The organism is Mesorhizobium calcicola (assembly GCF_042682105.1).
Taxonomy (GTDB): Bacteria; Pseudomonadota; Alphaproteobacteria; order Rhizobiales; family Rhizobiaceae; genus Mesorhizobium; species Mesorhizobium calcicola.
In genome coordinates, this window is record NZ_JBHUGY010000015.1 from 109,264 (window position 1) to 133,551 (window position 24,288).

At 61.8% G+C, this 24,288-nt stretch carries 36 protein-coding genes; 35 read left to right on the forward strand and 1 reads right to left on the reverse strand.

The genetic code is table 11. The features are described from left to right. The first annotated feature begins 35 nt into the window (after positions 1–35). The 29 genes from rpsJ (at position 36) to ACFSQT_RS08220 (ending at position 17,739) form a co-directional block, all read left to right on the forward strand. Positions 36–344 carry a 30S ribosomal protein S10 gene (gene rpsJ, locus ACFSQT_RS08080; RefSeq protein ID WP_010909272.1) on the forward strand — a complete coding sequence of 103 codons (309 nt, stop codon included), beginning with the start codon at positions 36–38 and terminating at the stop codon, positions 342–344. 61 nt (positions 345–405) lie between these two features. Further along, positions 406–1,119 carry a 50S ribosomal protein L3 gene (gene rplC / locus ACFSQT_RS08085; RefSeq protein WP_379017986.1) on the forward strand — a complete coding sequence of 238 codons (714 nt, stop codon included), beginning with the start codon at positions 406–408 and terminating at the stop codon, positions 1,117–1,119. Then, complete coding sequence (rplD, locus tag ACFSQT_RS08090) at positions 1,119–1,739, forward strand: 50S ribosomal protein L4 (RefSeq protein ID WP_006333366.1); 621 nt, start codon at positions 1,119–1,121, stop codon at positions 1,737–1,739. The genes rplC and rplD overlap by 1 nt, the downstream gene beginning before the upstream one ends. Next, a complete protein-coding gene (locus tag ACFSQT_RS08095) occupies positions 1,736–2,029 on the forward strand; it encodes a 50S ribosomal protein L23 (protein WP_010909275.1) in 294 nt (97 codons plus the stop codon). Before rplD ends, ACFSQT_RS08095 begins: the two co-directional genes overlap by 4 nt. 22 nt (positions 2,030–2,051) lie before the next feature. Next, positions 2,052–2,885, forward strand: a complete 834-nt coding sequence (gene rplB, locus ACFSQT_RS08100) for a 50S ribosomal protein L2 (protein WP_095089679.1) — start codon at positions 2,052–2,054, stop codon at positions 2,883–2,885. A 16-nt stretch (positions 2,886–2,901) separates the two neighbouring features. Further along, entirely contained in the window at positions 2,902–3,180 is a 279-nt protein-coding gene (gene rpsS / locus ACFSQT_RS08105) for a 30S ribosomal protein S19 (protein ID WP_006205463.1), read from the forward strand. Between the two features lie 2 nt (positions 3,181–3,182). Next, positions 3,183–3,572, forward strand: a complete 390-nt coding sequence (gene rplV, locus ACFSQT_RS08110) for a 50S ribosomal protein L22 (protein ID WP_006205462.1) — start codon at positions 3,183–3,185, stop codon at positions 3,570–3,572. Then, positions 3,572–4,297, forward strand: coding sequence for a 30S ribosomal protein S3 (rpsC, locus tag ACFSQT_RS08115; protein ID WP_013895697.1), 726 nt, complete (start codon positions 3,572–3,574; stop codon positions 4,295–4,297). Before rplV ends, rpsC begins: the two co-directional genes overlap by 1 nt. A gap of 27 nt (positions 4,298–4,324) precedes the next feature. Continuing rightward, complete coding sequence (rplP, locus tag ACFSQT_RS08120) at positions 4,325–4,738, forward strand: 50S ribosomal protein L16 (RefSeq protein WP_013531427.1); 414 nt, start codon at positions 4,325–4,327, stop codon at positions 4,736–4,738. Positions 4,739–4,751: 13 nt separating this feature from the next. Further along, entirely contained in the window at positions 4,752–4,952 is a 201-nt protein-coding gene (gene rpmC, locus ACFSQT_RS08125; protein ID WP_006205459.1) for a 50S ribosomal protein L29, read from the forward strand. Positions 4,953–4,963: 11 nt separating this feature from the next. Then, positions 4,964–5,203 carry a 30S ribosomal protein S17 gene (gene rpsQ, locus ACFSQT_RS08130; RefSeq protein ID WP_010909280.1) on the forward strand — a complete coding sequence of 80 codons (240 nt, stop codon included), beginning with the start codon at positions 4,964–4,966 and terminating at the stop codon, positions 5,201–5,203. An 84-nt stretch (positions 5,204–5,287) separates the two neighbouring features. Beyond that, positions 5,288–5,656, forward strand: coding sequence for a 50S ribosomal protein L14 (rplN, locus tag ACFSQT_RS08135; RefSeq protein WP_006205457.1), 369 nt, complete (start codon positions 5,288–5,290; stop codon positions 5,654–5,656). A gap of 12 nt (positions 5,657–5,668) precedes the next feature. Then, complete coding sequence (rplX, locus tag ACFSQT_RS08140; RefSeq protein ID WP_013531428.1) at positions 5,669–5,983, forward strand: 50S ribosomal protein L24; 315 nt, start codon at positions 5,669–5,671, stop codon at positions 5,981–5,983. Then, positions 5,976–6,575, forward strand: a complete 600-nt coding sequence (gene rplE / locus ACFSQT_RS08145) for a 50S ribosomal protein L5 (RefSeq protein WP_111548980.1) — start codon at positions 5,976–5,978, stop codon at positions 6,573–6,575. Before rplX ends, rplE begins: the two co-directional genes overlap by 8 nt. A 27-nt stretch (positions 6,576–6,602) precedes the next feature. Beyond that, positions 6,603–6,908 carry a 30S ribosomal protein S14 gene (gene rpsN, locus ACFSQT_RS08150; RefSeq protein ID WP_010909282.1) on the forward strand — a complete coding sequence of 102 codons (306 nt, stop codon included), beginning with the start codon at positions 6,603–6,605 and terminating at the stop codon, positions 6,906–6,908. A 12-nt stretch (positions 6,909–6,920) separates the two neighbouring features. Then, a complete protein-coding gene (rpsH, locus tag ACFSQT_RS08155; RefSeq protein ID WP_006205453.1) occupies positions 6,921–7,319 on the forward strand; it encodes a 30S ribosomal protein S8 in 399 nt (132 codons plus the stop codon). A 93-nt stretch (positions 7,320–7,412) separates the two neighbouring features. Then, the gene (rplF, locus tag ACFSQT_RS08160; RefSeq protein WP_095089683.1) at positions 7,413–7,946 is read left to right on the forward strand and encodes a 50S ribosomal protein L6; all 534 of its coding nucleotides are present in this window, start codon (positions 7,413–7,415) and stop codon (positions 7,944–7,946) included. Between the two features lie 140 nt (positions 7,947–8,086). Next, positions 8,087–8,446, forward strand: a complete 360-nt coding sequence (gene rplR, locus ACFSQT_RS08165; protein ID WP_023757972.1) for a 50S ribosomal protein L18 — start codon at positions 8,087–8,089, stop codon at positions 8,444–8,446. A gap of 86 nt (positions 8,447–8,532) precedes the next feature. Then, the gene (gene rpsE / locus ACFSQT_RS08170; RefSeq protein ID WP_006333394.1) at positions 8,533–9,096 is read left to right on the forward strand and encodes a 30S ribosomal protein S5; all 564 of its coding nucleotides are present in this window, start codon (positions 8,533–8,535) and stop codon (positions 9,094–9,096) included. A gap of 24 nt (positions 9,097–9,120) precedes the next feature. Next, positions 9,121–9,318, forward strand: coding sequence for a 50S ribosomal protein L30 (gene rpmD, locus ACFSQT_RS08175; protein WP_023736690.1), 198 nt, complete (start codon positions 9,121–9,123; stop codon positions 9,316–9,318). Between the two features lie 23 nt (positions 9,319–9,341). After that, positions 9,342–9,815: a 50S ribosomal protein L15 gene (gene rplO, locus ACFSQT_RS08180; RefSeq protein WP_027028844.1), complete on the forward strand. Its 474-nt coding sequence runs from the start codon at positions 9,342–9,344 to the stop codon at positions 9,813–9,815. Between the two features lie 193 nt (positions 9,816–10,008). After that, positions 10,009–11,349, forward strand: a complete 1,341-nt coding sequence (gene secY / locus ACFSQT_RS08185) for a preprotein translocase subunit SecY (RefSeq protein ID WP_379017987.1) — start codon at positions 10,009–10,011, stop codon at positions 11,347–11,349. Next, the gene (locus tag ACFSQT_RS08190) at positions 11,346–11,942 is read left to right on the forward strand and encodes an adenylate kinase (RefSeq protein WP_379017988.1); all 597 of its coding nucleotides are present in this window, start codon (positions 11,346–11,348) and stop codon (positions 11,940–11,942) included. Before secY ends, ACFSQT_RS08190 begins: the two co-directional genes overlap by 4 nt. A 192-nt stretch (positions 11,943–12,134) precedes the next feature. Beyond that, positions 12,135–12,503, forward strand: coding sequence for a 30S ribosomal protein S13 (gene rpsM / locus ACFSQT_RS08195; protein ID WP_006205445.1), 369 nt, complete (start codon positions 12,135–12,137; stop codon positions 12,501–12,503). Positions 12,504–12,662: 159 nt separating this feature from the next. Further along, positions 12,663–13,052, forward strand: coding sequence for a 30S ribosomal protein S11 (gene rpsK, locus ACFSQT_RS08200; protein WP_006205444.1), 390 nt, complete (start codon positions 12,663–12,665; stop codon positions 13,050–13,052). A gap of 104 nt (positions 13,053–13,156) precedes the next feature. Continuing rightward, positions 13,157–14,167: a DNA-directed RNA polymerase subunit alpha gene (locus ACFSQT_RS08205; protein ID WP_013531438.1), complete on the forward strand. Its 1,011-nt coding sequence runs from the start codon at positions 13,157–13,159 to the stop codon at positions 14,165–14,167. Between the two features lie 97 nt (positions 14,168–14,264). Beyond that, on the forward strand, positions 14,265–14,696 hold the full coding sequence (gene rplQ / locus ACFSQT_RS08210) for a 50S ribosomal protein L17 (protein ID WP_214472519.1): 432 nt from the start codon (positions 14,265–14,267) through the stop codon (positions 14,694–14,696). A 200-nt stretch (positions 14,697–14,896) separates the two neighbouring features. Then, the gene (locus tag ACFSQT_RS08215; protein ID WP_379017989.1) at positions 14,897–16,387 is read left to right on the forward strand and encodes a DegQ family serine endoprotease; all 1,491 of its coding nucleotides are present in this window, start codon (positions 14,897–14,899) and stop codon (positions 16,385–16,387) included. A 44-nt stretch (positions 16,388–16,431) separates the two neighbouring features. Next, entirely contained in the window at positions 16,432–17,739 is a 1,308-nt protein-coding gene (locus tag ACFSQT_RS08220; protein WP_379017990.1) for a replication-associated recombination protein A, read from the forward strand. A gap of 24 nt (positions 17,740–17,763) precedes the next feature. Here the strand turns inward: ACFSQT_RS08220 and ACFSQT_RS08225 are convergent, their stop codons facing one another. After that, on the reverse strand, positions 17,764–18,078 hold the full coding sequence (locus tag ACFSQT_RS08225; RefSeq protein WP_379017991.1) for a hypothetical protein: 315 nt from the start codon (positions 18,076–18,078) through the stop codon (positions 17,764–17,766). 50 nt (positions 18,079–18,128) lie between these two features. On the opposite strand from ACFSQT_RS08225, the gene ACFSQT_RS08230 reads away from it, so the two are divergent. The 6 genes from ACFSQT_RS08230 to ACFSQT_RS08255 all read left to right on the forward strand — a co-directional run bounded on the left by ACFSQT_RS08230 (position 18,129) and on the right by ACFSQT_RS08255 (position 24,223). Then, complete coding sequence (locus ACFSQT_RS08230; RefSeq protein ID WP_379017992.1) at positions 18,129–18,959, forward strand: aspartyl/asparaginyl beta-hydroxylase domain-containing protein; 831 nt, start codon at positions 18,129–18,131, stop codon at positions 18,957–18,959. 265 nt (positions 18,960–19,224) lie between these two features. Beyond that, positions 19,225–20,883, forward strand: coding sequence for a hypothetical protein (locus ACFSQT_RS08235; protein WP_379017993.1), 1,659 nt, complete (start codon positions 19,225–19,227; stop codon positions 20,881–20,883). A 200-nt stretch (positions 20,884–21,083) separates the two neighbouring features. Further along, on the forward strand, positions 21,084–21,458 hold the full coding sequence (gene crcB, locus ACFSQT_RS08240) for a fluoride efflux transporter CrcB (RefSeq protein ID WP_379017994.1): 375 nt from the start codon (positions 21,084–21,086) through the stop codon (positions 21,456–21,458). Between the two features lie 61 nt (positions 21,459–21,519). Further along, a complete protein-coding gene (locus tag ACFSQT_RS08245) occupies positions 21,520–22,500 on the forward strand; it encodes an RluA family pseudouridine synthase (RefSeq protein WP_379017995.1) in 981 nt (326 codons plus the stop codon). Between the two features lie 2 nt (positions 22,501–22,502). Then, a complete protein-coding gene (locus ACFSQT_RS08250; protein ID WP_379017996.1) occupies positions 22,503–23,420 on the forward strand; it encodes a DMT family transporter in 918 nt (305 codons plus the stop codon). 11 nt (positions 23,421–23,431) lie between these two features. Further along, positions 23,432–24,223: an ATP12 family chaperone protein gene (locus ACFSQT_RS08255; RefSeq protein ID WP_379017997.1), complete on the forward strand. Its 792-nt coding sequence runs from the start codon at positions 23,432–23,434 to the stop codon at positions 24,221–24,223. The last annotated feature ends 65 nt before the right edge of the window (positions 24,224–24,288 follow it).

Sequence of the window (24,288 nt, forward strand, 5' to 3'; positions counted from 1 at the left end):
GCTGCCCGCGCCGCGCCAGAACAAGGAAGTGACGCATGAACGGACAGAATATCCGCATCCGCCTGAAGGCGTTTGATCACCGCGTGCTCGACGCCTCGACGAAGGAAATCGTGTCGACGGCCAAGCGCACCGGTGCCAACGTCCGCGGCCCCATTCCGCTGCCGACGCGGATCGAGAAGTTTACGGTCAACCGGTCGCCTCACGTCGACAAGAAGAGCCGCGAGCAGTTCGAGATGCGCACGCACAAGCGTCTGCTCGACATCGTCGATCCGACCCCGCAGACGGTCGATGCTTTGATGAAGCTCGATCTGGCCGCCGGCGTCGACGTCGAGATCAAGCTCTAAGGGAATGAGAGCGCGGTAAGGGGCGGTGCCCCTGGCCCGGAACTCTAAAGGAATTGAACCGATGCGTTCAGGTGTGATTGCAAAGAAGGTGGGAATGACCCGCATCTACAACGATGCCGGGGAACATGTTCCCGTCACCGTTCTCCTGATGGAGAACTGCCAGGTCGTGGCCCAGCGTACGCAGGAAAAGAATGGCTACACCGCCGTTCAGCTCGGCGTTGGCCTTGCCAAGGTGAAGAACACGTCGAAGGCGCTGCGCGGCCATTTCGCGACCGCTTCCGTCGAGCCGAAGGCGAAGGTCGCCGAGTTCCGCGTCTCCGCCGACAACATGATCGATGTTGGTGCCGAGATCACCGTCGAGCATTTCGTCGCCGGCCAGAAGGTCGATGTGACGGGCACGACGATCGGCAAGGGTTTTCAGGGCGTCATCAAGCGCCACCACATGGGCGGTGGCCGTGCAACGCACGGTAACTCGGTCTCGCACCGTTCGCACGGTTCGACCGGCCAGCGCCAGGACCCGGGCAAGGTGTTCAAGGGCAAGCATATGGCTGGCCACATGGGCGACACCCGCGTCACCACGCAGAATGTCGAGATCGTTTCGACCGACGCCGACCGCGGCCTGATCCTGATCCGCGGTGCGGTTCCCGGATCGAAGGGCGCCTGGATCCTGGTCCGCGACGCGGCCAAGGTGGCACTGCCGGCCAACGCGCCGAAGCCCGCCGCGATCCGCGCCGTTGTCAAGAACGAGGCTCCGGCCACAGAGGGAGCGGAATAATGGATCTCAAGATCACAACGCTTGGCGGCAAGGACGCCGGCAAGGTGGAGCTCTCCGAGGAGATTTTCGGCCTTGATCCGCGCGAAGACATCCTGCAGCGCGTCGTGCGCTGGCAGCTCGCCAAGAAGCAGCAGGGCACGCACAAGGCCAAGGGCCGCGCCGAAATCGCGCGCACCGGCGCCAAGATGTACAAGCAGAAGGGTACGGGCCGCGCCCGTCACCATTCGGCACGCGCTCCGCAGTTCCGCGGCGGCGGCAAGGCGCACGGCCCGGTCGTTCGCAGCCACGAGCACGAACTGCCGAAGAAGGTTCGTGCGCTCGGCCTCAAGCATGCTCTCTCGGCCAAGGCCAAGAGCGCGTCGATCATCATCATCGACGAGCTGAAGCTGACCGAGGCCAAGACAAAGGCGCTGATCGCGAATTTCGCGACGCTGGGCCTGACCAACGCTTTGGTGATCGGCGGTGCCGAGCTTGACAAGAACTTCAAGCTGGCGGCGACGAACATCCCCAACATCGACGTGCTGCCTATCCAGGGCATCAACGTCTACGACATTCTGCGCCGCGGCACGCTGGTCCTTTCGAAGGCCGCCGTCGAGGCTCTCGAGGAGCGCTTTAAATGACCGACCTTCGTCACTACGACGTGATCGTCTCGCCGGCGATCACCGAAAAGTCGACCATGGCCTCCGAGCAGAACCAGGTCGTCTTCAACGTCGCCAAGAAGGCGTCGAAGCCGGAAATCAAGGCCGCCGTCGAAGCGCTGTTCGGCGTCAAGGTGATGGCCGTGAACACGCTTGTCCGCAAGGGCAAGATCAAGCGCTTCCGCGGCACGATCGGCCGCCAGAGCGACGTCAAGAAGGCGATCGTGACGCTGGCCGACGGCCAGTCGATCGACGTCGCGACGGGTCTCTGAGCAAGGCCGCGAGGACAGAACAATGGCACTGAAAAAATTCAACCCGGTAACGCCGAGCACCCGCCAGCTGGTCATCGTCGACCGCTCGGGCCTCTACAAGGGCAAGCCCGTCAAGGGCCTGACCGAAGGCCTGACCAAGTCGGGCGGCCGCAACAATTACGGTCGCATCACCGCCCGCTTCATCGGTGGTGGCCACAAGCGTTCGTACCGCATCATCGACTTCAAGCGCCGCAAGTTCGACGTTGTCGGCACGGTCGAGCGCATCGAATACGATCCGAACCGCACCGCCTTCATCGCGCTGATCAAGTATGACGATGGCGAGCTGTCCTACATCATCGCTCCGCAGCGTCTGGCTCCCGGCGACAAGATCGTGTCCGGTGAAGCCGTCGACGTGAAGCCGGGCAATGCGATGCCGCTGGCCTCGATGCCGGTCGGCACCATCGTCCACAACATCGAGCTGAAGCCGGGCAAGGGCGCTCAGGTTGCCCGTTCGGCCGGCGGCTATGGCCAGCTGGTCGGTCGCGACCAGGGCATGGCGATTCTGCGCCTCAACTCGGGCGAGCAGCGTGTCGTTCACGGCTCCTGCATGGCCACCGTCGGTGCCGTTTCCAATCCCGACCACGGCAACATCAACGACGGCAAGGCCGGTCGCACGGTCTGGCGTGGCAAGCGTCCGCACAATCGCGGCGTGACCATGAACCCGGTCGACCATCCGCACGGCGGCGGCGAAGGCCGCACCTCGGGTGGCCGCCATCCGGTTTCGCCCTGGGGCAAGCCGACCAAGGGCAAGAAGACGCGGTCCAACAAGGCGACCGACAAGTTCATCCTGCGCTCGCGCCATCAGCGCAAGAGCTAAGAAGAGGTAACGCCAAGTGACTCGTTCTATTTGGAAAGGCCCCTTCATCGACGGCTACCTTCTCAAGAAGGTGGACAAGGTTCGTGAAGGTGGTCGCAATGAGGTGATCAAGATGTGGAGCCGTCGCTCCACCATCCTGCCGCAGTTCGTCGGCTTCACCTTCGGTGTCTACAACGGCCAGAAGCATGTTCCCGTTTCGGTGAACGAGGACATGGTCGGTCACAAGTTCGGTGAGTTCGCTCCGACCCGGACCTATTACGGTCACGGCGCGGATAAGAAGGCGAAGAGGAAATAATCATGGGCAAGGCCAAAGCTCCGCGCAGGCTTGCTGACAACGAAGCGCGCGCCGTGTTGCGCACGATCCGTATCAGCCCGCAAAAGCTGAACCTGGTTGCCGCGCTGATCCGCGGCAAGAAGGTCGCGACAGCGCTTTCCGATCTCGAATTCTCGGCCAAGCGGATTTCCGGCACGGTCAAGAAGACGCTGGAATCGGCAATCGCCAACGCGGAAAACAACCACGACCTCGATGTCGATGCGCTGATCGTGGCGGAAGCCTATGTCGGCAAGTCGATCGTCATGAAGCGGTTCCATGCCCGTGGCCGCGGTCGCGCCAGCCGTATCGAGAAGCCGTTCTCGCACCTCACGATCGTCGTTCGTGAAGTCGAAGAAAAAGGGGAGGCCGCATAATGGGCCAGAAAGTCAATCCGATCGGTCTTCGCCTCGGCATCAACCGCACCTGGGATTCGCGCTGGTTCGCGAACACCGGCGAGTACGGCAAGCTGCTGCACGAGGACATCAAGATCCGCAAGTATCTTGAGAAGGAACTCAAGCAGGCCGCGATCTCGAAGGTCGTCATCGAGCGTCCGCACAAGAAGTGCCGCGTCACCATCCATGCCGCGCGCCCGGGTCTGATCATCGGCAAGAAGGGCGCCGACATCGAGAAGCTTCGCAAGAAGCTGATGGAGATGACGAAGTCCGAGACGCACCTCAACATCGTTGAAGTGCGCAAGCCGGAAATCGACGCGACCCTGGTCGCCCAGTCGATCGCCCAGCAGCTCGAGCGCCGTATCGCCTTCCGTCGCGCCATGAAGCGCGCCGTGCAGTCGGCGATGCGCCTCGGTGCCGAAGGCATCCGCATCAATTGCGCCGGTCGTCTTGGCGGCGCCGAGATCGCGCGCATGGAATGGTATCGCGAAGGCCGCGTGCCGCTGCATACGCTGCGCGCCGATGTCGACTACGGCACGGCCGAAGCGAACACGGCATACGGCATCTGCGGCGTCAAGGTCTGGGTGTTCAAGGGCGAGATCCTCGAGCACGACCCGATGGCTTCGGAGCGTCGTGCGACCGAGGGCGATGCTGCACATGGCGGTGGTGGTGATCGCGAACGCGGTCGTCGTCGCGAAAACGCCTGAGACATTTAGGAATTTGGAGTTAGAACGATGCTGCAGCCAAAGCGCACAAAGTTCCGCAAGCAGTTCAAGGGCCGTATCCATGGTACCGCAAAGGGCGGCACCAACCTGGATTTCGGTGGTTTCGGGCTGAAGGCGCTTGAGCCGAACCGCGTCACCGCGCGCGAGATCGAGGCGGCCCGCCGCGCGATCACGCGTGAAATGAAGCGCGCCGGTCGCGTCTGGATCCGTATTTTCCCGGACGTGCCAGTCACTTCGAAGCCGACCGAAGTCCGCATGGGTAAGGGCAAGGGCGCGGTCGACTATTGGGCGGCGCGCGTCAAGCCGGGCCGCATCATGTTCGAGATCGACGGCGTCAATGAAGAAACCGCCCGTGAGGCACTGCGTCTCGGCGCGGCCAAGCTCTCGGTCAAGACGCGCTTCGTGCAGCGCATCGCAGAATAAGGACGGGCTGATCATGAAAGCCGAAGACATCCGGACCAAGACCCAGGACCAGCTGACCGACGATCTGGCCAGCCTGAAGAAGGAGCAGTTCAACCTGCGCTTCCAGAAGGCCACCGGCCAGCTCGAGAAGACCGCGCGCGTGAGACAGGTCCGCAAGGACATCGCGCGTATCAAGACCATCGCTGCGGAAAAGTCCGCGGCTAAGAAGGCTTAAGGACGAAAACCATGCCAAAGCGCATTCTGCAGGGCACCGTCGTCAGCGACAAGAACGAGAAGACGGTTGTCGTCAAGGTCGAACGGCGCTTCACGCATCCCGTGATGAAGAAGACCGTGCGCATGACCAAGAAGTACAAGGCGCACGACGAGAACAACGCCCACAAGGTTGGCGATCAGGTGTTCATCCAGGAATCGAAGCCGATTTCCAAGGATAAGCGCTGGATCGTCGTGTCTTCGGACCAAGCCTGACCTCCGGGCGTAAACAACGAATTTTGGACAGACCGGGGAGGGGCTTTGAGCCCGTCCCGTTAGAAAAGAAGAAGGCGGCCAGTCATGATTCAGATGCAAACAAACCTCGACGTCGCGGATAATTCCGGCGCCCGTCGTGTCATGTGCATCAAGGTGCTGGGCGGCTCGAAGCGGAAATACGCTTCCGTGGGCGACATCATCGTGGTGTCGATCAAGGAAGCCATCCCGCGCGGCCGCGTGAAGAAGGGCGATGTGATGAAGGCGGTCGTGGTTCGCACGGCCAAGGACATCCGCCGCCCGGACGGCAGCGTGATCCGTTTCGACAAGAACGCGGCCGTTCTCGTCGACAACAAGAAAGAGCCGATCGGCACGCGTATCTTCGGACCGGTTCCGCGCGAACTCCGCGCCAAGAACCACATGAAGATCATCTCGCTCGCGCCTGAAGTGCTGTAAGGAGCCGGACCAATGCAAAAGATTAGAAAAGGCGACAAGGTCGTCGTGCTGGCCGGCAAGGACAAGGGCCGTTCGGGCGAAGTCCTCTCGGTACAGCCGAAGGAAGACACCGCGCTGGTGCGCGGCGTCAACATGATCCGTCGTCACCAGAAGCAGTCCCAGTCCCAAGAGGGCGGGATCATCACCAAGGAAGCGCCGATCCAGCTGTCGAACATCGCGCTGGCCGACCCCAAGGATGGCAAGCCGACCCGCGTCGGCTTCATCTTCCAGAAGGACGGCAAGAAGGTGCGCGTCGCCAAGCGCTCGGGAGAAGTCATCAATGGCTAAGGCTCAAACCACGAAGCCCAAGGCTGAAAGCAAGCAGTCCAAGGCCCAGAACACTCCGCGCCTCAAGCAGGTCTACAACGAGACCATCCGCAAGGCGCTGCAGGAGCAGTTCGGCTACGAGAACGAGATGCAGGTTCCGCGCATCGACAAGATCGTGCTGAACATGGGCGTTGGCGAAGCGACTGGCGATTCAAAGAAGCCTTCGATCGCGGCCGAAGACCTGGCGATGATCGCCGGCCAGAAGGCCGTCGTCACCCGCGCCCGCAACTCCATCGCCGGCTTCAAGGTCCGCGAGAAGATGCCGATCGGCGCCAAGGTCACGCTGCGCAAGGAACGCATGTACGAGTTCCTCGACCGCCTCGTGAACATCGCACTGCCGCGCGTCCGCGACTTCCGCGGGCTCAATCCGAAGAGCTTCGATGGCCGTGGCAACTACGCCATGGGCATCAAGGAACACATCGTGTTCCCGGAGATCAACTACGACAAGGTTGATCAGATCTGGGGCATGGACGTCATCGTTTGTACGACTGCGAAGACGGACGACGAAGCCAGGGCATTGCTCAAGGCTTTCAACTTCCCCTTCCGCCAGTAACGGCAGCGAGAAAAGGAAAAATCTGAAATGGCAAAGACCAGCTCAGTCGAGAAGAACAACAGGCGCCGCAAGCTTGCCGACCAGTACGGTCCCAAGCGGGCTGCGCTGAAGGCGATCATCATGGATCAGTCCAAGCCGATGGAAGAGCGCTTCCGCGCTCAGCTCAAGCTTGCTGCCCTGCCGCGCAACTCGGCCAAGATCCGCATCCGCAACCGCTGCGAAGTCACCGGCCGTCCGCGCGCCTACTATCGCAAGCTCAAAGTATCGCGCATCGCGCTCCGTGATCTCGGCAACAACGGCCAGATCCCGGGCTTGGTCAAGTCGAGCTGGTAAGGAGGACATAACATGTCATTGAGCGATCCTCTCGGCGATATGCTGACCCGCATCCGCAACGCCTACGGCCGCAAGAAGTCGAGCGTTTCGACGCCGGCCTCGCGCCTGCGTACCCGCGTCCTCGACGTGCTGAAGGCTGAAGGCTATATCCGCGATTACAGCCAGACCGACTTCGACAACGGCAAGTCCGAAATCGAGATCGAGCTGAAGTATTTCGACGGCGCGCCGGTCGTGCGCGAAATCGCCCGCGTCTCGAAGCCAGGCCGCCGCGTCTACGTTTCGGCCAAGTCGATCCCGCACGTCGCCAACGGCCTCGGCATCGCCATCCTTTCGACACCGAAGGGCGTGATGGCCGACCACGAAGCGCGTGAACAGAACGTCGGTGGTGAAATCCTCTGCCAGATCTTCTGATCTGGCGTGTGATCGGAAAAAATTGGAATCCGGTCTTCGGGATCATGCCCGAAGACAGAGACCTGAAACAAGAGAAGTGACGAGGACAACAAAATGTCTCGTATTGGAAAGAAACCCGTTTCGCTGCCGCAGGGCGTGACCGCGACCGTCAACGGCCAGACCGTGACGGCGAAGGGCCCCAAGGGCGAGCTGAAGTTCGTGGTGAACGAAGAAGTGCTGGTCAAGATGGAAGGCAGCGAGATCGCTGTCCAGCCGCGAGACCAGACCAAGACGGCGCGCTCCAAGTGGGGCATGTCGCGCACGCAGATCGTCAACATCCTGCAGGGTGTCAAGGATGGTTTCGAGAAGAAGCTCGAGATCACCGGCGTCGGCTATCGCGCCGCCATGCAGGGCAAGAACCTGCAGCTGGCACTTGGCTTCAGCCATGACGTCGTCTACGAGACGCCGGCGGGCATCACGATCGCTGTGCCGAAGCCGACGGAAATCACCGTGACCGGCATCGACAAGCAGCAGGTCGGCCAGGTTGCCGCCGAGATCCGCGAATATCGCGGTCCTGAGCCCTACAAGGGCAAGGGCGTCCGCTATGCTGGCGAGAAGATCGTCCGCAAGGAAGGCAAGAAGAAGTAGTGGGCTTGGCCCCGAAAAGTTGCAGACTTTTCGGAAAGGACCAAGCCAAAGAAGTGTAACGCCGCGGGGAGCGGTCGCGGGAGGCGCTTTCGCCTACCGCATATGGCAGCCCCCGTTTTTTGAAGGTAAGGAAGACCATCATGGGTACCAAGGAATCCACGCAGCGCCGTGCGCAGCGCGTCCGTCGCCAGATCAAGAAGGTCGCCGGCGAGCGTCCGCGTCTGTCGGTTCACCGCACGTCGAAGAACATCTATGTGCAGGTCATCGACGACGCCAAGGGTCACACCATCGTCGCTGCTTCGACGCTCGAGAAGGACCTCAAGGGTTCGCTCAAGACCGGCGCCGACACCGCCGCCGCCGCCGCGATCGGCAAGCTGATCGCCGAGCGCGCCACCAAGGCCGGCGTCAAGGAAGTCGTCTTCGACCGCGGCGCCTATATCTATCACGGCCGCGTCAAGGCGCTCGCCGAGGCCGCCCGTGAAGGTGGCCTGAGCTTCTAAATCCAGAGAATTTCGCCCCCGGTGACCCACAGAGGCGCCGGATCTTATCAGCAACCGTGCTTCCGGAAAAAAACAAGGAACAGGATATGGCACAGGAACGTAGGGATGGCGGCCGCGGCCGCGATCGTGAAGAACGCGATGACGGCATGGTGGACAAGCTCGTCCACATCAACCGCGTCGCCAAGGTCGTCAAGGGCGGCCGTCGCTTCGGTTTTGCAGCACTCGTCGTCGTCGGCGACCAGAAGGGCCGTGTCGGCTTTGGTCACGGCAAGGCGCGCGAAGTGCCGGAGGCTATCCGCAAGGCAACTGAATCGGCCAAGCGCGACATGATCTTCGTGCCGCTGCGCTCGGGTCGTACGCTGCATCACGACGTCGAAGGACGCTGGGGCGCCGGACGCGTGCTGCTGCGCGCTGCCAAGCAGGGTACCGGCATCATCGCCGGTGGTCCGATGCGCGCTGTCTTCGAGACGCTGGGCATGCATGACGTGGTCGCCAAGTCGATGGGTTCGTCGAACCCCTACAACATGGTTCGCGCCACCTTCGACGCGCTGAAGAGCCAGATGCATCCCAAGGATGTGGCTGCTGCTCGCGGCATCAAGTATTCGACCCTTCAGGCCCGCCGCGGCACCGCCGTTGCGGCTGAAGAATAGTCGATCTGACCAGGGATTTTGACCATGGCCAAGAAAGCAACAAAGACCGTCACCGTTGAGCAGATCGGTTCGCCGATCCGCCGCCCGAAGGAACAGCGCGCGACGCTGGTCGGGCTCGGCCTCAACAAGATGCACAAGCAGCGCACGCTGGAAGATACGCCCTCCGTGCGCGGCATGATCGCTGCCGTCCAGCATCTCGTCCGCGTCGTGGACGAGGGCTGAGCCAGAGCGCAGGAGAAACCCAGATGAAACTCAACGATCTGCGTGACAAGGACGGCGCGACGCACTCCAAGAAGCGTCTCGGCCGTGGCATCGGCTCCGGCTCCGGCAAGACCGGCGGTCGTGGCGTCAAGGGCCAGAAGGCACGCTCCGGCGTCGCCATCAACGGCTTCGAGGGTGGCCAGATGCCGCTCTACAGGCGTCTGCCGAAGCGCGGCTTCAACAACATCTTCGCCAAGAGCTTCACCGTCGTCTCGCTGGCCCGTATCCAGGTGGCCATCGACGCCAAGAAGCTCGATGCCAAGGCAACCGTGACGGCTGAATCGCTGGTTGCCGCCGGCGTCATCCGTCGCGTCAAGGACGGCGTGCGCATCCTCTCGGACGGCGAGATCAAGGCGAAGCTCGCCTTCGACGTTGCCGGCGCCTCCAAGGCCGCGATCGAGAAGATCGAAAAGGCCGGCGGTTCGGTCAAGCTGCCGGAAAAGGCAGCTGCCGAGTAACGGCGATTTGAAGCGCGAGCGGCAAGAGTGGGATTAGCTTTTGCTCACGATTGCGCTTTGATCTGCTCAATTAGGCGGCCGCGTCAACGCGGCCGCTTGCATGTTTAGAGCCCGGAGCTTATCTCGTGAGCTTCGGTGAAACGCACCGCCTGACCTCAAGGGCCATCAAGCGTTACCAAGCGGAGAATCAGGCATGGCTTCGGCTGCTGAACAACTAGCCTCGAATCTGAATTTCTCGGCCTTCGCCAAAGCGGAGGACCTGAAGAAACGCATCTGGTTCACCATCGGCGCGTTGCTCGTCTATCGTCTCGGCACCTATATCCCGCTTCCCGGCATCAATCCCGACGCCTTCGCCCAGGCCTTCTCCTCGCAGAGCAAGGGCGTGCTCGGCATGTTCAACATGTTCGCTGGCGGCGCCGTGCAGCGCATGGCGATCTTCGCGCTCGGCATCATGCCGTACATTTCCGCCTCCATCATCATGCAGCTGATGACCTCGGTCATTCCGTCGCTGGAAGCGCTGAAGAAGGAAGGCGAACAGGGTCGCAAGGTCATCAACCAGTACACGCGCTACGGCACCGTGCTGCTTGCCCTGGTTCAGGCCTATGGCATTTCGGTGGGCCTCGAGAACGGCAACGGTATCGTCAGCGATCCCGGCATGTTCTTCCGCATCTCGACCGTCGTCACGCTGGTCGGCGGCACCATGTTCCTGATGTGGCTCGGCGAGCAGATCACCGCCCGCGGCATCGGCAACGGCATTTCGCTGATCATCTTCTCCGGCATCGTCGCCGGCCTGCCGCACGCCATCTCCGGCACGCTGGAGCTTGGCCGCACCGGCGCGCTGTCGACCGGCCTGATCCTGGCGATCATCGTCCTGGCCATCGTCGTCATCGCCCTGATCGTGTTCTTCGAGCGCGCCCAGCGCCGCTTGCTGATCCAGTATCCGAAGCGCCAGGTCGGCAACCGCATGTTCCAGGGCGATACCTCGCATCTGCCGCTGAAGCTCAACACGTCGGGCGTCATTCCGCCGATCTTCGCCTCGTCGCTGCTGTTGCTGCCGGCCACCGTCGCCGGCTTCTCGCAGACGACCAACATGCCGGCCTGGGCGAGCACCGTCCTGGCGTCGCTCGGCCATGGCCAGCCGCTCTACATGGCATTCTACGCGGCGATGATCGTGTTCTTCGCCTTCTTCTACACTGCGATTGTCTTCAACCCGAAGGACACCGCCGACCAGCTCAAGAAGCATTCGGGCTTCATCCCGGGCTATCGTCCGGGCGAGCGCACCGCCGATTACATCGATTACGTTCTCACCCGCATCACCGTCGTCGGCGCCATCTATCTGGTGCTGGTGTGCCTGCTGCCGGAGTTCCTGATCTCGGCGACTGGCGTACCATTCTACCTTGGTGGCACATCGCTTCTGATCGTGGTCAGTGTCACGCTCGATACGGTTGCGCAGATTCAGGGTCACCTGATCGCGCATCAGTATGAAGGCCTGATCAAGAAGTCGAAGCTGCGCGGGGGGAAGAAAGCCAGATGAGGTTGATATTGCTTGGGCCGCCAGGGGCGGGCAAGGGGACGCAAGCACAAAGACTGGTAGAAAAACACGGCATACCCCAGCTCTCGACGGGCGACATGCTGCGTGCTGCGGTCCAGGCTGGCACTGAAGTCGGCAAGCGCGCCAAGGCGGTGATGGATGCCGGTGAGCTGGTTTCCGACGCCATCGTCAACGCCATCGTCGCCGAACGTATCGATCAGGCGGATTGCGCGAACGGCTTCATCCTCGACGGGTACCCGCGAACCCTGGTGCAGGCGGACGCGGTCGAGCAGATGCTTGCGGACCGCTCCCAGGGCCTCGACGCCGTTATTGAACTTGTCGTCGACGACAAGGCGCTGGTTGGCCGCATCGTCAAGCGCGCCAACGAGGCACAGGCCGCTGGTCAGCCCGTGCGCAAGGACGACAATCCGGCTGTGTTCGAGGAGCGCCTGAGAGAGTACTACAAGAAGACGTCGCCGCTGATTGGCTACTACTATGCCAAGGGCAAGCTCCGAAACGTCGACGGCATGGCCGATATCGATGCTGTGACCGAACAGATCGAAGCGGTGCTCAAGGACGCGACGCCGGGAAATTAAGCGAATGCGCTTGACGGGAGCGGTTCGCTGCGGTATGGCGGCCCGTCTTCCTATCAGGCATCGGTTTTGCTTGTCCGCAAGGGCAAGGCAGCCGCTTTGAACTGGAAACTCCCGCATGGGCCGGCCTCCACCGGACGCGGGGCAACTTAAGATAGCGCCGGTCCGTCCGGCCCACATGGAGAAGAGAAGAATATGGCTCGTATAGCCGGCGTCAACATTCCGACCAACAAGCGCGTCGTCATCGCACTTCAGTACATTCACGGCATTGGCAAAAAGTTCGCCCAGGAGATCGTCGACAAGGTCGGCATCCCGGCCGAACGTCGCGTCAATCAGTTGACCGACGCGGAAGTGCTGCAGATCCGCGAGACCATCGACCGCGACTACCAGGTCGAGGGCGACCTGCGCCGCGAAGTGTCGATGAACATCAAGCGGCTCATGGACCTCGGCTGCTACCGCGGCCTGCGTCACCGCCGCTCGCTGCCGGTCCGCGGCCAGCGCACGCATACCAATGCGCGCACCCGCAAGGGCCCGGCCAAGTCGATCGCCGGCAAGAAGAAGTAATGTAGGGGAATATGGGAGTAGGGGAGTAAGGCAGTAGGGAACAGCCGCCAATCGGGCCGTGTATTTTTCCTACTCCCTTACTGCCCTATTCCCCTACTCCCTTAAGAAGGTGGAGCCGCTGGCATTACGGCGGTGTAGAGATCAACTGAAAGGACTATCATGGCCAAGGAAGCCGCTCGTGTTCGCCGTCGCGAACGCAAGAACATCTCGTCGGGCGTTGCCCACGTCAATTCGACCTTCAACAACACGATGATCACCATCACCGACGCACAGGGCAATTCGATTGCCTGGTCATCGGCCGGTGCCCAGGGCTTCAAGGGTTCGCGTAAGTCGACCCCGTTCGCCGCCCAGATGGCTGCCGAGGACGTTGCCAAGAAGGCCCAGGAACACGGCATGCGCATGCTCGAAGTCGAGGTCTGCGGACCCGGCTCCGGTCGTGAATCGGCACTGCGCGCCTTGCAGGCGGCCGGCTTCACCATCACCTCGATCCGTGATGTGACGCCGATTCCGCACAATGGCTGCCGCCCGCGCAAGAAGCGCCGCGTCTAAAAAAATTACCGAACGCCGCGCGAGCGCCCTTTAGGCGCTCCTCCGCGGCATTCCAGGTCGCCCGCCACGATTGGATGGTGGCGGGTCAACGGAAGGAAAGCATCATGATCCAGAAAAATTGGCAGGAACTGATCAAGCCGAACAAGATCGAGTTCTCGTCGAAGAAGAAGACGCTGACCACGCTGGTCGCCGAGCCGCTCGAGCGTGGCTTTGGCCTGACGCTCGGCAACGCGCTGCGCCGCGTGCTTCTGTCTTCGCTGCGCGGTGCGGCTGTCACCGCCGTGCAGATCGACGGCGTTCTGCATGAATTCTCGTCCATCGCCGGCGTGCGCGAGGACGTGACCGACATCGTCTTGAATATCAAGGAAATCGCCATCCGCATGGAAGGCGATGGCCCCAAGCGCATGGTTGTTCGCAAGCAGGGACCGGGTGCGGTTCTTGCCGGCGACATCCAGACGGTTGGCGACGTCGAGATCCTCAACCCCGACCACGTCATCTGCACGCTGGACGAGGGCGCTGAAATCCGCATGGAATTCACCGTCGACACCGGCAAGGGTTACGTGCCGGCCGACCGCAACCGCGCCGAAGACGCGCCGATCGGCCTCATCCCGGTCGACAGCCTGTATTCGCCGGTCAAGAAGGTCTCCTACAAGGTCGAGAACACCCGCGAGGGGCAGGTCCTCGACTATGACAAGCTGACCATGACGATCGAGACCGACGGTTCGATCACCGGCGAGGACGCGGTGGCTTTCGCCGCCCGCATCCTGCAGGATCAGCTCGGACTGTTCGTCAACTTCGACGAACCGCAGAAGGAAGTCGCCGCCGAAGCCGTCACCGAGCTTGCCTTCAACCCGGCGCTACTCAAGAAGGTCGACGAGCTCGAGCTTTCGGTGCGTTCGGCCAACTGCCTGAAGAACGACAACATCGTCTATATCGGCGACCTGATCCAGAAGACCGAAGCCGAGATGCTGCGCACCCCGAACTTCGGCCGCAAGTCGCTGAACGAGATCAAGGAAGTCCTGGCGGCGATGGGCCTGCACCTCGGCATGGAAGTGCCAGACTGGCCGCCGGAAAACATCGAAGACCTCGCCAAGCGTTACGAAGATCAATACTGAGCATGATCCCGAGAAGTTGCAGACTTCTCGGATCAGATCATGCGGTTAAACCAACACGAGGCGTTTGCCTCTGAACCCGCAATGAAGGAGAAGAGCCATGCGCCACGGATTTAAGGGCCGCCGGTTCGCCCGCAGCATAAGCCACCGCAAGTCGATGTTCGCCAACCTGGCCGTGTCGCTGCTCGAGCACGAGCAGATCGTCACCACCCTGCCGAAGGCGAAGGATTTGCGTCCGATCGTCGAGAAGCTGGTAACGCTCGGCAAGCGCGGCGACCTGCACGCCCGCCGCCAGGTTATCGCGCAGATCGGCAATGAAGGCGTCGTCAAGCGCCTGTTCGACACCATCGCGCCGCGCTACGCCACCCGCAACGGCGGCTATCTGCGCATCATGAAGGCAGGCTTCCGCCACGGTGACAATGCAGCCATGGCTGTCATCGAGTTCGTCGATCGCGACACCTCGGCCAAGGGCGCCGGCGACCGCGCCCGCATCGAAGCCGAAGGCACCGACGCGGAAGCCGCGGCCGCATAAGGCTCGGTTTCCCGGAATGAATTCAAAGGGGCCTGCGGGCCCCTTTTTGTTTTCTGGAAGCAGCAAATTTGCTGACAAAGCCGATCTCCTGGCCGCAACCTAGGCTCTTTGCCCAAAATAATCGGATTTCAGCGGCTTAGCCTTTCATTTTGCACAATCGTCGGGACAATGCCCCCGAACTCGCCTTGGAGGATTCGTGAATGCGCGCCAACCGACTGTCCCTTGTTCTGCTCTTCGCCATGATGGCGTTTGCAGCCGCACCGGTGGCCAGACAGGCGTTAGCCGAGGAGGCACCCAAGACCGATCCCGGCCTGTCCGACGTGCTGACCGATCTGTTGCATGGCGTCGAGGGCGAGAACGCCACATCCGGTCCCGACAAACGCGTGCCGTTCGGTCGCGAGGAGGTGCAGCTGTCGTTCGCACCGCTGGTCAAGCAGACGGCGCCGGCCGTGGTCAACGTCTATGCCTCGCAGACCGCCAAGGTGACGTCGCCTTTCGACGGCGATCCGTTCTTCGAGGAATTCTTCGGCCGCTCGCAGCCGCGCGCCCAGTCCTCGCTCGGCTCCGGCGTGCTGGTCGACCCGACCGGCATCGTGGTCACCAACTACCACGTCATCAAGGATGCCGATCAGGTCAAGGTGGCGACCGCGGACGGTCGTGAATTCGAAAGCAAGGTGATGCTCAAGGACGAGACGCTCGACCTTGCGGTCCTCAAGATCTCCGCCGACAAGCCGTTTCCGGTCGTCGCCATCGGCGATTCCGACGCGCTCGAGGTCGGCGATCTAGTGCTGGCCATCGGCAACCCCTTCGGTGTCGGCCAGACCACCACCAGCGGTATCGTTTCAGCCCTTGCCCGCAGCCATATCGGCGTGGCCGATTCCAGCTTCTTCATCCAGACCGATGCCGCCATCAATCCCGGCAATTCGGGCGGTGCGCTGATCAACATGGGCGGCCAGCTTGTCGGCATCAACACGGCCATCTACAGCCGCAGCGGCGGCTCGATCGGCATCGGCTTTGCCATTCCCGCAAACATGGTGCGCGCCTTCGCCGACGCGGCCAAGGCCGGGCTGGATTTCTTCGAGCGGCCCTATATCGGCGCCGAGTTCGAAGCGGTGACGCCGCAGATCGCCGAATCGCTCGGCATGGAGAAGCCGGCCGGTGCACTCGTCTCGTCGGTCGAGGCGACCGGACCGGCCGCCAAGGCGGGGCTCAAGCCCGGCGACGTCGTGCTGCAGCTCAACGGCAAGCCGGTCGAGAGCATCGAAGCGCTGGATTACCGGATGGCAACGCTGTCGATCGGCACCACCGCCAATTTCGCGGTTCTGACCAAAGGCCAGCAGGCGGGGATGGACATCGCGCTGGAACGCGCTCCCGAAGGCGCGAAGGCTGCCGAAGTGACGCTGCACGGCCGCAGCCCGTTCTCGGGCGCCAAGGTCGCGGAACTGTCGCCGCGGCTCGCCCAGAAGCTTGGCCTGCGCACCGACGTCAAGGGCGTCACCGTGGTCGACATCAACCGCGATTCGCCGGCCGCCGATTTCGGCTTCCAGCCGGGCGACATCGTGCGCGAGGTGAACGGCACCACCATCGATACCGCCGCGACCCTGGCGCAAGCGGCCCAGGCGGATACGCGCTGGTGGCGCTTTACCGTCGAGCGCGGCGGGCAGATACTGCGTCAGGTGTTGCGTTATTAGAGCGGGTTCCGTGTTCGGGCTCATGCTCCAACCAAAAGAAGTGCATGGCCGATCTGTTCAGCGTCGATGAGCCGGAAAAGGCGCCGCCCGGGCGGCCGCTGGCCGACAGGCTGCGGCCGAGAAACCTCGGCGAGGTCGTCGGCCAGGAGCATCTGACCGGCCCTGACGGCGCGCTGACCCGGCTGATCAGGTCGGGTTCGCTTGGCTCGATGATCTTCTGGGGACCACCCGGCACCGGCAAGACCACGGTGGCGCGGTTGCTTGCCGGTGAAACCAGCCTTGCCTTCGAGCAGATATCGGCGGTGTTTTCAGGCGTCGCCGACCTGAAAAAGGTGTTCGAAGCCGCCAAGCTGCGCCGCGCCAACGGTCGCCAGACCTTGTTGTTCGTCGACGAGATCCATCGCTTCAACCGCGCCCAGCAGGATTCCTTTCTCCCTGTCATGGAGGACGGCACGGTCGTGCTTGTCGGTGCCACCACTGAAAACCCGTCCTTCGAACTCAATGCCGCGTTGCTGTCTCGCGCCCGCGTGCTGGTTTTCCATTCATTGGGCGAGGAGAGCATCGCCAAGCTGATGGCAAGGGCGGAGGAGACCGAGGGCAGGGCGCTGCCGCTCGACGATGAGGCGAGGGCGATGCTCATCCGCATGAGCGATGGTGATGGCCGCGCCTCTCTGACGCTTGCCGAAGAGGTGTGGCGGGCTGCAAAGCCGGGCGAGGTGTTCAATCCTGAGGGCCTGCAGCGCATCGTCCAGCGCCGCGCGCCGATCTACGACAAGGGCCAGGACGGCCACTACAATCTGATCTCGGCGCTGCACAAATCGGTGCGTGGCTCCGATCCGGACGCAGCACTCTATTATCTCGCGCGCATGTTCGATGCCGGCGAGGATCCGCTCTATCTCGGCCGCCGGCTGGTGCGCATGGCCATGGAAGACATCGGCCTTGCCGATCCGCAGGCGCTGGTCGTCGCCAATGCCGCCAAGGATGCCTACGACTATCTCGGCTCGCCCGAGGGCGAACTCGCTTTTGCCGAGGCCACCGTCTATCTCGCCACCGCGCCCAAATCCAACGCCGTCTACACCGCCTTCAAGGCAGCCACGCGTGCCGCCAAGGAACATGGCTCGCTGCTGCCGCCCAAGCACATCCTCAATGCGCCGACCAAGCTGATGAAAGAGGAGGATTATGGCGCCGGCTACCGTTACGACCATGACGAGCCGGATGCCTTCTCGGGCCAGGACTATTTTCCCGAGAAGATGGGCCGGCAGACCTTTTATGATCCGCCTGAACGTGGCTTCGAGCGCGACATCAGAAAGCGGCTCGATTATTGGGCGAAGCTGCGCAAAGAGCGGGAATAGTAGCTTGCGCGGCCCTGGTCGTCGTCACGCAACGGCAGAGGAAAAAATCACTGGAACCACGATCGCCGCGAATGGCGCGGCTTTCCGCAGCCGCTGAAACTGGTATAGTCTGAAGTACAGATGCCAACTGGCTGGGGACGGGAAAGCGTCGTCGGCTTCGAGTTCCTGGTTGGCGATCTGGTCCCCAGGGAAAATGGGACGAGTTTGGCCTGCCGGCAGTGCATTGACCGAAATCCGGCAGGCTTCACAAGGCAGCCAGCCGGCCACGACACCGCGGCCGTTGTGTGGTGACCCAGAAAACCTTATCAAGGCGCACGACCGGGCGGTGGTCGTTGCCATGATTTGGGCGCACCTCATTCGCAACAGGATCGCGCTTCGCGCGTGGAAAAATGACAAAAAAACTTCGCAAGACCCTTCGCAAATTCGCCATTGCCATCCCGCTTCTCGCCCTTGGCTTTTACTATATCCCGATCCTGACCTCGGTCTTTATCGTGCTGGGCCTCATCGATGTGCTGCGCAACGACCGCAAGGACCTGTCGCTGTTCAGCGGCTATTTCCTCGGCAACGGCCTGTTCACCTGGCTGCTTTCGCCCTTCAATCTGCTGGTCGATCTCTTGTGCTACAGGAATCCGGGCGTCTGGAAGCTGGAGCAGTTTCCCGCCGACTATCAGCGCGAGGTCAATGAGGTCCTGGACATCTTCAAGGCGCGCAAGGACGAGATCATCGCCGACATCGACGCCAATTTCGGCGCTGGCAGGCGCGGCATGTATGTCTATCAGTGGTACGGCAAGCACAAGATCGACAATGTCGCCGAGTTCAACAAGGATTTCAAATACATCAAGACCATCGCCGTTTCCGTCTTCAGCAAGCGCGAATCGACCTCCTGGCACTTCGGCCCGCTGCGGCTCAGCCTGCGCATTCTCTACAATCTGGTCCCGGTGAAATCGGAGATCTTCGTCGAGTGCGGCAACGTCAAGAATTATTGGTACGACAATCCGCTGTTCATCTTCGATGACACGCTGCTGCATCGCTCGGTCAACGAGTATGACGGGCGCCGCTATTGCGTGTTCATGGACATTATCAGACCGTCTCCGGTTCCGGGCCTGATCGCGGGCATGCTGGCCGTCGTCTCGGTGAGCGTCGAGCGCATCAATTCCATGTTCTACAAGAACTGGAAGATGATCGGTTCGACAAAGCCGAAGAAGGTCGGGACGACCTGAGCCAAACATCATCGATGCTGCCGGCCCTGCCGGCAGCATTTGAGCGAGACCTAACCACCTTAGCGGGCCGCTCATGAACCGCTCGTGCATCGCCAGGCGCTTGCGGTGGCCCCGCGTTCAAGTATACATCCCGTTCAAACGCTCAACAGTTCCTGACACGAATCGCGTGGGATTCCTGTTTGCCGGAACGGCTCTTGGCTGCATCGGCGGGGGGCCCTGGTTTGCCCTCGACAGTCCTGCTTCTTCCCTTCCTTGGCGGCCTCAAGTGACGAAGAACGAAATCCTCGGATTCTGGACAAAAACCTACATATGTACCGTTTTTCTGGGCGTTGCTTTCGCCGCCCTGTACATAAAGCTTGAGCAGCCCGTCTATTATTGGGACTTCGCGGCCTATTTCGACACCTTTAATCGCCAGGGCGCGCTCCTGGTTGAGAGTCCTCTCCGGTGGCTGAGCCAATTGAGGACCTCAATCGAAACGGATGACTACAGTGTGGCAATTCTGGTGCCTTTGATGCCGTTTCATCAAGTTTTCGGGGGTTCAAGGCTTTCATACGTCGCCGGAATAGTCGCGGTTTACCTGGTCCCGACGGCGCTTTTCATAGGCAGAATGAGCTATCTGGAGGCGGTCTCCGAGACATCTCCATCCCGAAGCTGGCTCGCCGTGTGGATTGCGGCCTGTCTCTACACGCCGTTCTGGGCGGCGACGCTTCGCGGGTTGCCGGATGTGGCCGGTTGTCTCGCCCTTTCTGCAGCAACCTATTTCCTTTGGAAATCAAAGCTCCTGACCCGTGAACCGGTGATCAGCGGAATATGCGTCGGCGCGTGCCTGTGGTTGGCGTTCATGCTGCGCCGCTGGTACGCATTTGGTGTCATAGGGATTGGAATTTCCGCAGCCCTCTTTTGTCTGTTGCAGGTCGCAAAAGACCGAGATTTCCCGGCCTTCCGGAAAGCCGCTCTTGGGTGTGTGTGCGCAATTTTCATTGTTGCCGGGGCAGCATTGATGTTCCAGCTGCCCCTGATCGCCAGGATTCTAGGAACCAGCTATGGCGACCTTTACAGCGGCTACAGGACGGACTTCGTTTCCCAACTTGCCGAGATGGGATCCAGGCTCGGCTATGTAAACTGGCTGTTGATCCTGGTGGGGCTTTGTATTTCTGTTGTCCGTCGCAACAGCTTTGCCTTGTTCTGTGCCGTTGCCTCGGCACTCACATTTTTCCTGTTCACCCGGACGCAGGATCCGGATCGGCATCATTCAATGCCAATGTTTCTTTGGCTCTTTCCCGTTTACGCCCAGGCAATCGTTGCGATCGTTTCGATGCCGGCGCTGCGATCGCGATGGTCAGCCGTCGCCATGGCCGTTGCCGCTGGATTTGCTTTTTTGGGCACCTTTTTTCCGATCGGCCGCCAGCTGCTGTCACCGATCGGCTTTGTTTTTGCCAGGGAAGCCACGCTTCCTCTTCACCTGGACAATCTCCCTGAATACAGGCGCCTTATCGATGACCTTGTTGGCAAAATGCAATCCGAGGACCGTTTTTCGGTATTTGCCTCGGGCTCGGTCATGAGCGACTCGTTGTTGTTTGAAATGGACCGGAACCTCTACGCTCGCATCGGATGGTCTTGCCAGGTGGATAGTCGTGATCGGTTCAGACCGGAAACCTTGAAAACCAGATTTATCGTTGTAACCGACCCTCCCGTGACCCATTTGCGGCCGGACGCGCAGATCTGCGTCACGATACCGGACCAGGATATTGTCGACGGGAAAGGCATCGGTGCCGCCTATAAGCGTGTCGCGGCATATCAGTTGTCCGGCGACGTCAAGGGCTACCTCTATGAACAGGTGCGCCCGGTCGGCAAAACGGAACTCGATGCCCTTTACGGTGAGTTCCGGAAGAAATACCCGGGCTGGACAACGCCCGAGTGGTGACGATCAGGTCGATCGCGTCCGGGCAGGGCCAGCCACTCGGCACGGCTGCTCTTGCACCATCTTGCCAGGCAGGGGTGGCATGTTCTCGCTCGGCATGGGCGCGGGAAGCGGTTCCTGACGCGTTCAACTGTGTGTGCGATCCCGTCGTCCGCTGCTTGAGGGGATTGACCTCACCGCCCTGGCAGAGGCAGTAAACGGTCATGTTCAATCTACTTCTCGTTGTGGTCGGCGGCGGCATCGGTGCCGGGATACGTCATCTCACCAACATGGGCGCGCTTCGCCTTGTCGGCCCTAACTATCCCTCGGGCACGATGGCCATCAACATCGCCGGCTCCTTTGCCATGGGCCTGTTCATCGCCATCCTGGCGCGCCGCGGCGGATCGAACGAACTCAGGCTGTTCGTCGCCACCGGCATCTTTGGCGGCTTCACTACTTTTTCCTCTTTTTCGCTCGATTTCGCCACGCTGTGGGAGCGAGGAGCCACGCTGCCGGCGTTTGGATATGCCGTTGCCAGCGTTGTTGGCGCCATTATCGCCCTGTTTCTGGGACTTTGGCTCGCAAGAACCGTTTCATAATGTTATTGCCGCGCCGAGAGCAGGCCGAGCCCTGCTCGGGAAACGGATAAGCGAAGAAAATATGGCAGGCGTTGAACAGATCACAGTTGAGGCCGGCGAGGCGGGCATGCGGCTCGACCGCTGGTTCAAGACCCATTTCCCGGGCCTCGGCTTCGGCCATCTGCAAAAGCTGCTGCGCTCCGGCCAGATCCGCGTCGATGGCGGCCGCGTCAAGGCCGACACCCGTGTCGAGCCCGGCCAGATGGTCCGCGTTCCGCCCCTGGAAGTGGACAAGAAGGGCCAGAGCGCGCTGACCGGCCACTCGATCCGCAACCAGGGCGATGCCGACGTTCTGGCGAAAATGCTGATCCATGAAGATCCCAAGGTCTTCGTCTTCAACAAGCCGGCAGGCCTTGCCGTGCAGGGCGGCTCGGGCGTCACCCGCAATGTCGACGACATGCTGGAAGCCTGGCGCAACCAGAAGGGCGAGAAGCCGCGGCTGGTCCACCGGCTCGACCGCGACACATCGGGCGTGCTGGTCGTCGCCCGCACCCGGCTTGCCGCCATGAAGCTATCGGAAGCGTTTCGCGCCCGCGAGACCAAGAAGACCTATTGGGCGCTGGTCAAGGGCGTGCCGCCCAAGCGTGAGGACAAGATCTCGACCTGGCTGATCAAGGAGCCGACGCCCGACGGCGACCGCGTGCGCGTCGCCGCGCATGGCGAAAAGGGCGCCGACCACGCCGTGTCCTACTACCGCATCATCGAGCAGGCGGCGCAGACGATGACCTGGCTTGAAATGGAGCCCTATACCGGCCGCACGCACCAGCTTCGTGTTCACGCCGCCTATATCGGCTGCCCGATCATCGGCGACCCGAAATATTTCGAGGCCGACACCAACTGGGATTTTCCCGGTGGCATTCAAAACCGCCTGCATCTGCATGCGCGCCGCATCATCATTCCGCATCCGGACAAGGGCGTCATCGATGTCACCGCGCCGATGCCGCCGCATATGCGCCAGAGCTGGAACCTGATAGGCTTCGACGACGCCAGCGCGGAGGACTGACTGTGAGTGGCGCCACCGATACGCTCGACCGGCGCGACACGGTCGACATCGCCGCAGCCGCAATCATGGTCGGCCTGACCTTTTCCTGGGGGCTGAACTACGTCGCCGCCAAGATCTCCTACGCCGGTTACGATCCTGTCTTCCTGTCGATCGCGCGCTCGATCATCGGCGGCCTGTGTGTCTTCGCCTGGTGCCGGTGGCGTGGCATCGCGCTTTTCGCGCGCGACGGGACATTGCTCGCCGGCATCGCGGTCGGCATGCTTTTCGGCATCGAATTCCTGTGCCTTTATGTTGGCCTGGAGCACACCACCGTTGCCCGCAACACGCTGCTGGTCAACACAATGCCGTTCTGGATGTTGATCGGCGGCCATTTCCTGCTTGGCGAGCAGATCTCCTTGCGCAAGTTCCTCGGCCTGCTGCTGGCCTTTGCCGGCCTTGCCGCCGTCTTTTCCGACAAGCTTGGCGGCGGTGGGGACATGCTGTTCGGTGACCTCTTGAGCCTCGGCTCCGGATTTTTCTGGGCTCTGACCAACATCCTCATCAAGCGCTCAAAGCTGGTCGAGGCGAGCGCCGAGAAGCTGTTGCTCTATCAGCTCGCCGGTGCGGCTATCGTTGGCATACTGGTGCTGCCTCTCGCCGGTTCGCCCGTCCGCGACCCTGCCGTGCTGCCGACATTGGCCCTGCTTTTCCAGGCGGTTTACATCGTCGCCTTCACCTATGTGCTTTGGTTCTGGCTGCTGCGGCGCTATCCGGCCTCGGGCCTGTCCAGTTTCACCTTCCTGTCGCCGGTTTTCGGCGTGCTGTGCGGCGCCATGTTCTTGAATGAGCCGCTGACCATGCGCATTTTCCTGGCACTTGGCCTGATTGCCGCCGGACTGATCATCGTCAACCGGCCGGCGCGCAAGCTCGTGCCGGTGTGAGAGAGACTTTTATGCGCGATATCCTCAACGACCTTGAAGCGGGCAAACAGCTTTCCGACCCGGATCCGGTGCGCCGCGCCCAGATCCAGATGAAGACGCCACTGCCGAAGCGCTTCTACAAGACCGTCTCGGTCGCACCGGTGCGTGGCGGCTTTGCCGTGCATCTCGACGGCAAGCCGGTGCGCACGCCGGGCAAGGCGCTGCTGGCACTGCCGACCGAGGCGGCGGCCGCGCTGGTCGCCGACGAGTTCGCCGCGCAAGGCGAGACCATCGATCCGGTGACGATGCCGGTGATGCGCCTCGTCAACACCGCCATCGACGGTGTCGCCAGCGATCCGCAGGCGGTGCTGGAAGACATCCTGCGCTTCGCCTCATCCGATCTTCTGTGTTACCGCGCCGACGCGCCGCAAGGCCTGGTGGAGCGGCAGAACCAGCATTGGAACCCGGTCCTCGATTGGGCGCGCGCCAGCCTCGGGGCGCGCTTCAACCTCGCCGAAGGCATCATCCATGTCGAGCAGCCACGTGAAACCATCGCCGTGCTGGGCAGCCACCTTGCCCAGCGCGCCGACCCGCTGCGGCTGGCCGCCATCCACGTCATGACCTCGCTGACCGGTTCGGCGCTGCTGGCGCTGGCCGTCGATTTCGGCGAGCTTGACGCCGAGGCTGCCTGGGCCGCCGGCCATGTAGACGAGGACTGGCAGATCGAGCATTGGGGACAGGACGCCGAGGCGGTCGCGCGCCGCTCGGCCCGCAAGCACGACATGATGGCTGCCGTCCGCCTGTTGGAAGCGCTCAAGGGCTGATGACTCCGCCGCTCGCTCCACTTCATCCCGCAGCGCACCTAATACCAAAGTCATAATCCCAAAGA

Excerpts from the sequence above, each read along its gene's own strand:
- rpsJ (WP_010909272.1), top strand. The coding sequence starts at position 36 with ATGAACGGACAGAATATCCGCATCCGCCTGAAGGCGTTTGATCACCGC.
- rplC (WP_379017986.1), top strand. The coding sequence starts at position 406 with ATGCGTTCAGGTGTGATTGCAAAGAAGGTGGGAATGACCCGCATCTAC.
- rplD (WP_006333366.1), top strand. The coding sequence starts at position 1,119 with ATGGATCTCAAGATCACAACGCTTGGCGGCAAGGACGCCGGCAAGGTG.
- ACFSQT_RS08095 (WP_010909275.1), top strand. The coding sequence starts at position 1,736 with ATGACCGACCTTCGTCACTACGACGTGATCGTCTCGCCGGCGATCACC.
- rplB (WP_095089679.1), top strand. The coding sequence starts at position 2,052 with ATGGCACTGAAAAAATTCAACCCGGTAACGCCGAGCACCCGCCAGCTG.
- rplV (WP_006205462.1), top strand. The coding sequence starts at position 3,183 with ATGGGCAAGGCCAAAGCTCCGCGCAGGCTTGCTGACAACGAAGCGCGC.
- rpsC (WP_013895697.1), top strand. The coding sequence starts at position 3,572 with ATGGGCCAGAAAGTCAATCCGATCGGTCTTCGCCTCGGCATCAACCGC.
- rplP (WP_013531427.1), top strand. The coding sequence starts at position 4,325 with ATGCTGCAGCCAAAGCGCACAAAGTTCCGCAAGCAGTTCAAGGGCCGT.
- rpmC (WP_006205459.1), top strand. The coding sequence starts at position 4,752 with ATGAAAGCCGAAGACATCCGGACCAAGACCCAGGACCAGCTGACCGAC.
- rpsQ (WP_010909280.1), top strand. The coding sequence starts at position 4,964 with ATGCCAAAGCGCATTCTGCAGGGCACCGTCGTCAGCGACAAGAACGAG.
- rplN (WP_006205457.1), top strand. The coding sequence starts at position 5,288 with ATGATTCAGATGCAAACAAACCTCGACGTCGCGGATAATTCCGGCGCC.
- rplX (WP_013531428.1), top strand. The coding sequence starts at position 5,669 with ATGCAAAAGATTAGAAAAGGCGACAAGGTCGTCGTGCTGGCCGGCAAG.
- rplE (WP_111548980.1), top strand. The coding sequence starts at position 5,976 with ATGGCTAAGGCTCAAACCACGAAGCCCAAGGCTGAAAGCAAGCAGTCC.
- rpsN (WP_010909282.1), top strand. The coding sequence starts at position 6,603 with ATGGCAAAGACCAGCTCAGTCGAGAAGAACAACAGGCGCCGCAAGCTT.
- rpsH (WP_006205453.1), top strand. The coding sequence starts at position 6,921 with ATGTCATTGAGCGATCCTCTCGGCGATATGCTGACCCGCATCCGCAAC.
- rplF (WP_095089683.1), top strand. The coding sequence starts at position 7,413 with ATGTCTCGTATTGGAAAGAAACCCGTTTCGCTGCCGCAGGGCGTGACC.
- rplR (WP_023757972.1), top strand. The coding sequence starts at position 8,087 with ATGGGTACCAAGGAATCCACGCAGCGCCGTGCGCAGCGCGTCCGTCGC.
- rpsE (WP_006333394.1), top strand. The coding sequence starts at position 8,533 with ATGGCACAGGAACGTAGGGATGGCGGCCGCGGCCGCGATCGTGAAGAA.
- rpmD (WP_023736690.1), top strand. The coding sequence starts at position 9,121 with ATGGCCAAGAAAGCAACAAAGACCGTCACCGTTGAGCAGATCGGTTCG.
- rplO (WP_027028844.1), top strand. The coding sequence starts at position 9,342 with ATGAAACTCAACGATCTGCGTGACAAGGACGGCGCGACGCACTCCAAG.
- secY (WP_379017987.1), top strand. The coding sequence starts at position 10,009 with ATGGCTTCGGCTGCTGAACAACTAGCCTCGAATCTGAATTTCTCGGCC.
- ACFSQT_RS08190 (WP_379017988.1), top strand. The coding sequence starts at position 11,346 with ATGAGGTTGATATTGCTTGGGCCGCCAGGGGCGGGCAAGGGGACGCAA.
- rpsM (WP_006205445.1), top strand. The coding sequence starts at position 12,135 with ATGGCTCGTATAGCCGGCGTCAACATTCCGACCAACAAGCGCGTCGTC.
- rpsK (WP_006205444.1), top strand. The coding sequence starts at position 12,663 with ATGGCCAAGGAAGCCGCTCGTGTTCGCCGTCGCGAACGCAAGAACATC.
- ACFSQT_RS08205 (WP_013531438.1), top strand. The coding sequence starts at position 13,157 with ATGATCCAGAAAAATTGGCAGGAACTGATCAAGCCGAACAAGATCGAG.
- rplQ (WP_214472519.1), top strand. The coding sequence starts at position 14,265 with ATGCGCCACGGATTTAAGGGCCGCCGGTTCGCCCGCAGCATAAGCCAC.
- ACFSQT_RS08215 (WP_379017989.1), top strand. The coding sequence starts at position 14,897 with ATGCGCGCCAACCGACTGTCCCTTGTTCTGCTCTTCGCCATGATGGCG.
- ACFSQT_RS08220 (WP_379017990.1), top strand. The coding sequence starts at position 16,432 with ATGGCCGATCTGTTCAGCGTCGATGAGCCGGAAAAGGCGCCGCCCGGG.
- ACFSQT_RS08225 (WP_379017991.1), bottom strand. The coding sequence starts at position 18,078 with ATGGCAACGACCACCGCCCGGTCGTGCGCCTTGATAAGGTTTTCTGGG.
- ACFSQT_RS08230 (WP_379017992.1), top strand. The coding sequence starts at position 18,129 with ATGACAAAAAAACTTCGCAAGACCCTTCGCAAATTCGCCATTGCCATC.
- crcB (WP_379017994.1), top strand. The coding sequence starts at position 21,084 with ATGTTCAATCTACTTCTCGTTGTGGTCGGCGGCGGCATCGGTGCCGGG.
- ACFSQT_RS08245 (WP_379017995.1), top strand. The coding sequence starts at position 21,520 with ATGGCAGGCGTTGAACAGATCACAGTTGAGGCCGGCGAGGCGGGCATG.
- ACFSQT_RS08255 (WP_379017997.1), top strand. The coding sequence starts at position 23,432 with ATGCGCGATATCCTCAACGACCTTGAAGCGGGCAAACAGCTTTCCGAC.